This is a genomic window from Rhodopirellula maiorica SM1, assembly GCF_000346295.1.
Classification (GTDB): domain Bacteria; phylum Planctomycetota; class Planctomycetia; order Pirellulales; family Pirellulaceae; genus Novipirellula; species Novipirellula maiorica.
The window spans coordinates 1-6469 of the sequence record NZ_ANOG01000209.1 but is presented as its reverse complement, the minus strand read 5'-3'; the positions used below and the strand labels follow the sequence as shown (position 1 = coordinate 6469).

4 protein-coding genes are annotated in these 6469 nt (G+C 54.2%); 2 read left to right on the top strand and 2 right to left on the bottom strand.

From position 1 onward, the window contains the following. Nucleotides 1-296: 296 nt before the first annotated feature. Entirely contained in the window at nt 297-1292 is a 996-nt protein-coding gene (locus RMSM_RS06475) for a nucleoside hydrolase (RefSeq protein ID WP_008693238.1), read from the bottom strand. Between the two features lie 37 nt (nt 1293-1329). Beyond that, nucleotides 1330-4113, bottom strand: coding sequence for a glycoside hydrolase family 2 TIM barrel-domain containing protein (locus tag RMSM_RS06470; protein WP_236622029.1), 2784 nt, complete (start codon nt 4111-4113; stop codon nt 1330-1332). A 609-nt stretch (nt 4114-4722) separates the two neighbouring features. Here RMSM_RS06470 and RMSM_RS06460 point away from each other — a divergent pair. Further along, on the top strand, nt 4723-5733 hold the full coding sequence (locus RMSM_RS06460; RefSeq protein ID WP_040764416.1) for a 2-hydroxyacid dehydrogenase: 1011 nt from the start codon (nt 4723-4725) through the stop codon (nt 5731-5733). Between the two features lie 238 nt (nt 5734-5971). Continuing rightward, entirely contained in the window at nt 5972-6292 is a 321-nt protein-coding gene (locus RMSM_RS06455; protein WP_008693232.1) for a zinc finger Ran-binding domain-containing protein, read from the top strand. Nucleotides 6293-6469: the final 177 nt, after the last annotated feature.

The window sequence follows — 6469 nt, the reverse complement described above, 5'->3', positions numbered from 1 at the left end:
GGATTGTATTGGCGCTGGATCTGGATCCATCGGGATGAACTTGGGAAGAACCCGCGATGGGCGATGATGTGCAGCATGGCGGAGAAAATGGATGATGATAAACGAGAGCAACATCTGCACCACGCCGAGAGCTTTCTAGAAAAGCTGGCCTAGTCAACAACGATCGCTGCAGACCGCACGGTGCCTTGCCGCAACCAGTCTCGTTTGCGGCCCTCCGGCTCACACGCACGCAACCCCATCGCACAGGACCGCCTCACTAAAAGCGAAACTCCGATGTCTAGAGCAGCTTCACGCAATCATTTCGGTGTTGCGGCGTCGATCACGTTGTAAAAGTCTTGCATGATGGCCGCGGAGTCAAAGCCTTCCCAAAGCACCATCTTGAGCGGATTCTTTGGGCGATCGACCCAACCGCGATTGTGCAGCGCGGGGCGAGGGACTTCGACGGCTTGGCCAAATCCGGGGTTCTTGAGGATGGCAACGGCCGTAGCGTCAAAGAAGGAGCGGAACGGCGGATCACCGTGCTGGGGCGCATGCCGATAAAGGCTGACCGAATAGTCGCCGAACGTTGTAAAGGTTCCGCCATGACGCCCCTCGATAGAAAGGTCGACCTTGGGTCCCTTTCCAGGCATCTTGTCGAAAATGTCTTGCTGGAAGGCTTTCACTCCCCAGCTACCCGATGGATCGTTGTAGCGAACGGTAACCATTTCAAAGTCCACTGGAAGCGACAACACGTAGTCGATACAGGTCAAATCCGCCGTCATGTTGTACTCGCCGGGGCGGGGGTAGTTCGAGCCAAGCCAAACGATGCGGACGTTGGGGATGATCGAAGGATTTTTCGCGAGCGCCAACGCGATGTTGGTCAATTTTCCAATCGGCAACAGCACGAGTTTGCGATCGGATTTCTTCTTTGCTTGCGTGATAATGAAATCGACTGCTTCTTTGCCGTCATACGAATCTTCGTGAATGTGCGGCAGGATTCCAGCAAAGCTGCCGTTGGCTCCTTTGAACATGGGCAATTGTGGATAGAAACCGCAAAGTTTGACGACACGCACAGCTTCGGCCATTTGCTCGTCCACATCACCACCATTGTGCGTTTTGTTGACGGTAAGCCCCTCGACGTCGAAGCTGCCTTTACTCAACAACGCGTAGGCGATGGCGTGCTGGTCATCGGTTTCATTGTTGGCGTCCGAGTCGATCAGCAAGCGAATCTTCTGTTCGTCCTCCGCCCCGGCATGGGGCACCATGGCTGACAAAAACAGCACCATCAAAATGCTACACTTGAGTCGTTTCATTCCGCTATTCTTTCTATTCTTGTTTGGTCGAAACCAATTATTCGATCGATATTTCATCGATATACATTCCGCCGTTTTCGACCGTCGTCAGCCGGATGGTGTTCGCACCACGTCCGATGCGAATGGGAACACGGACGGTTTTCCAGTCATTGCCCCAGTTTCGGGTGTTCGGCAGCAGTAGCCGATCCTTGACCACCCGATCGTTCACCGACAATTTAATATACCGCCCCGGTCGTTTTGGATGTTTTCCACTGTAGCGGATAACCAGTTCCGCTTGGCGGACGTCGCCATCGTTTTCCTGATACCACTGCACATAGGCTCCCTGCGATTGGCCGAAATCGATGTAACCTTTGCCATGAAACCCTTTGCCTTGCGATTTGATCTTCGCTCCGCTGAGTTCGGCGTCTTCGGCTTGTTCGCTGCCGGGGACGGTCGCGACGGGTGCATCCGATGGATTGTTCCAAACAAAGCCTTCATCCGCCGCAAAGCGCTCATGCAAACGCTGGAACGGTTTGCCGTTGACCATGACTAGCGCCTTCACCGTGGTGCCAAGCGGCACCGAGAAATCGCCAGTGTAGGGAGTTGATTCCGGGCTCGGTTCCGACCCGTCGGTTGTGTAGAACACTTCAATGCTAGGGTGCGGCGCATCACCTCTGAGTGCCAACACCTGTGTATCAATGTGGACCTTGTTCGACGTAATCTGCTTCTTTTCACCAAGAATGCAGCTTGCGACCAGCGCGATGTCGCCTGGTTCGCCGGTCGCCTCGACGTAGCCGCGGGTCAGACCGTAGAACGCAATCCGGCTTTCCGCCCGGAAATGTTTTTCGACGTCGACCGGACTGCCGTTACCGAGTGCACGAATCCGCCCCGGACCGATGACTTTAAAGAAGGTGCGGTTTTCGCCGTACGGATACATCTCGCCCGTTTCATCCGTCGTCGTCACGCGGACCTGCACGATGTCTTTGCCATCGGAGGACAATGGCTCGCCGTCCACCGACAGGGCAATCTTCGCCGGAGCCTCGGCAGTGCGGATTGTCTTTTCCGCAACCGCTTTGCCATCGTTGTATCCAACGGCCTTCAACTGGCCTGGCGTCCAAGGCACCATCCACTGGCACTGCATTTCGTTCCATTTGCTTCCCGGCTGCTGCTTGCCGAGTGACCGCCCGTCCAAGAACAGTTCGACTTCGGAACAGGTGGAATAAACCCACACCGGAATGTTGGTTCGCGCTTCGACCTTCGGATGTGTCCAGTGCGGCAGGATGTGCACCATCGGCCCGTCGGTCCATTGGCTCTGGTAAAGGTAGAACAAGTCTTTTTCGAAATTGGCCAAGTCGATCGCGCCGCCCATGAAGGCTTTGAAAGGCCAACCGCCATGCACATACGAAGCTTCGCCGATATAGTCGTGGCCTGTCCAGCGGAACGATCCGGCAAATCGAGGAATGTCGCGTAGTTGTTCGATGTTGTGTCGAGCCGTGGTGCGAACGGTTGCATTGTCGTAGCTGGAGTTGAAGACCTGTTTGCGGTGGCCGCGATCTGCTTCGCGAATCCAGTCGTGCGTAAAGACCTCGGTTTCGGTCAGATCGGGAATCTCGTGAACCGATTTGTTGACATCGGGACCGCCGTCGCGATACCAAGTTTTGGTGCGATAATAGCCGCGTACCTGCCAGGTATGTGTGTTCTCGGTGCCGATAAAGACGCGGTCAGTCTTTAGATTGTCAAACCAGCCCACTCGTTCGCTGCCACCGTTGACTCCATAGACGTCCATCCATTGTGACCCCGAATGTCCCGAGGTGACGGGACGTGTCGGATCAAGTTTGTGGCAGAGCTCGACCAGATCGGCGCCGACCGCACCGCTCGTTTCATTCCCCACGCTCCAAATCACAACCGACGGATGGTTGCGGTCGCGGCGGATCCAATCACTCAAGTCACGCTGCCACCAATCACGAAAGTGATAGCGGCCATAGTCGTGTGCCGCTTTCTTTTTCCAGCCGTCGAAAATCTCGTCCATCACGAGCATGCCAACTTCGTCACAAATGTCATAAAACAGTGGCGTCTGAGGATTGTGTGATGTGCGGATCGCGTTGCAGCCCATTGCCTTGAGCTGCTCGATACGAAACCGCAAGATTTTGTCTGGCACTGCGGCCCCAAGTGCACCGGCATCCTGATGATTGCAGACGCCTCGCAGTTTGACATTTTTTCCGTTTAACCACATGCCGGTGTCGGGTTTCCACTGGATATCACGGAACCCGAAACGGGTCGTCGCCGAATCGAGCGTTTGTCCGCCGGACGATAGACGCACGATGGCTGAATAGAGATGCGGTGTATCGAGATCCCACCGTGCCGGATCCGAAACTTGAAGCTCGAAATCCGAGACTTGTTTTCCGTCCGAATTAATTTCCAAAGACTTCGTTTGAGTCGTGACCGCTTTGCCGGAAGGGTCAACGATCGACACTTCGACATCCACCGACTTCGGTACATCTGTGGTGTTACGCACTTCTGCGTCGAGCGTGACAGTATCTCCGGAGGTGCGGACGAAGACGCCATCATGGGCAACGTGAATTTTGTCCTTCACATCAATCCAAGTGTGGGCATAAATACCGCTGCCGGTGTACCAGCGAGCCGATGGCTGTTTGTCATTGTCCACTCGTACCGCGATCGTGATCGCATCCGCCGAGTCGACGAGTTCGCTGATGTCGTAGGCAAACGAGCTCCATCCATAAGGCCGCGTGCCGAGCCGTTTGCCGTTGGCCCACACCGTGCTGTTCATGTAGACGCCGTCAAAGGCGACCTCGACATGTCTTCCTTTCCAGTCGTCGGACACCGGGATCGTCTTGCGGTACCAGCCGATCCCAGCCGGCAGATAGCCACAGTTCCCCCCATCGGATTATTTTTGCGATACTCGCCTTCGATGCTCCAGTCGTGCGGCACATCGAGCGTTCGCCAGCGAGAATCGTCAAAGCTAGTTGCCTCGGCCCCGGAAATGTCGCCAAGCTGAAACTTCCAACCGTCATCAAAACTCGAGCGTTCCGCCTGCGCCACGTTGGCCACAAACAACAAAATTAACAACAGCTTTTTCAATGGACTCTCTCTGCTTAGGAACACAAACTTGCTATGGAGTAGCCATTCTATTCAGTGTTTTTCGAATTGACTGATGATATCGAAATCTTTTCGCGTCAACGCCTCAAATCATCGTTCACCGTACCGGCCGCTACTTTTTCGTCCGCTTGATGATGTTCGCCGAATACGCCCAATGGCTTTTCCAAACCATTGACTGACAACACGAACCCGCCAAGACTTAGCCATGGGGTGCCCCCACATCTGGCCCCCAGAACCAAATTCAGCACGACTGCCGCGGCGGGTGAATGCAGCGGCAACCGCCGTCGATTTGAACCAAAGTCCCCGTCCTATTCCAACCCGATGGCGAGCATCCATGAAGATCGTTGTTTTCAGCACAAAGTCCTATGACCGCGACTTTCTCAATGATGCCGCGACACCATTCGGACACGAACTTACCTTCCTAGAGCCGCGTTTAACATCCGAAACCGTACAACTGGCCGACGGCCATCAAGCCGTCTGTGTATTTGTGAACGATCAACTCGACGCGACAGTCCTGCGGTCGCTTGCCGAGCGAGGCGTGCGAATCGTTGCCTTGAGATGTGCTGGCTTCAACAACGTCGACCTCACGATAGCTCGGGAACTAGGGATCAAGGTGGTTCGCGTTCCCGCATACTCGCCGCACGCAGTGGCCGAGCACACGGTCGGTTTGATCTTGACGCTAAATCGAAAAATCCATCGTGCTTATGCACGGGTCCGCGACGGCAATTTTTATCTCGGTGGGTTACTTGGCTTTGATCTCTGCGGACGCACGGTGGGAGTAATCGGCACAGGAAAGATTGGTGCTGGGTTCGCAAAGATCATGTCAGGGTTTGGTTGTCGGCTATTGGGTTACGACGAGTTTCCCAATGCGAATTGCCGCGAACTTGGCATGGAGTATTGCGAACTGACCAAACTATTCGCCGAATCAGATATCATCTCGCTGCACTGCCCGCTGACGCCGCAAACGCATCACTTAATAAATGCCCAATCAATTGCAAAAATGAAAAAGGGGGTGATGATCATCAACACCAGTCGCGGTGCGGTGATTGACACGCATGCGGTCGTTGATGGATTAAAGAGCGGAAAAATCGGCCATCTCGGACTCGACGTCTATGAGGAAGAGTCTGATTTCTTCTTTGAAGATTTGTCCAACGAAGTCATCCCCGATGATACGCTGTCTCGACTGCTGACTTTCCCGAACGTCATCATCACCGGTCACCAAGCGTTCTTTACACAAGAAGCATTGCAGTGCATTGCGGAAACCACGATGCAAAACATCAGCGACATTGAACATGTCGGCAGCAGTGAAAATGAAGTCGCCGGAGAACATTCGCAACCACACTAGCCAAGCTTGCGTGCAAAGGTAATTGATGAATGTTTCCTCGCGAACCTCGGAAGGCGGCCCATGTCGTTGTCCTGTATGCGGAAAGATCTCGATTACCCGGTACTAGGCAAATGGCTGGGCCTTTGGCGCGGACCACGATGATGGCCAGTTTTGGCTGCACGCTGTATGATCCTCGGACGGGCGAACGCTACGACCAGCCCGAAATGCCCTAGCACATTGATGGAGATAGAGAGCGACGATGCCATGGATTTGCCCTTCGTGCAGTGCGGAAACCGAACTCGGCTATAACGTGTGCAGCAAATGCCAAACGCCACGACCCGGATCGGAGGAGGGAGCAGGCGACTTCAAGCTTGGCGATGACAACTTGATAACGATTGCAGCGGACTTCCTTGGGCACATCGGGATTGTGGTTGTCGCCGAACTCGTGATTCCCTGGTTACTGAATTATCTGCTCGGCATTCCATTGTTATTGGGAGTGCTTATTGTGTTTGCGTTTTTTGGGGCCGTCGTTTTCTATCTTTCGCGTCGCGACGGTTCTAAAGAGACAAATGCCGATTAAAAGGAACCCCTGCAGCGTTGGTAGGCGATTTTGACGATCGCTTATTGACCGCAGCGCGGCCGGGCAACACAACCTTCGTAGAGCGGATACTTGACGAACTTGTGCTTACTGTGCCAGCAATATTTGCCGGAGTATCGATTGCAGCGATCCGTTCATTTGATGTTTAACAGGGACGCA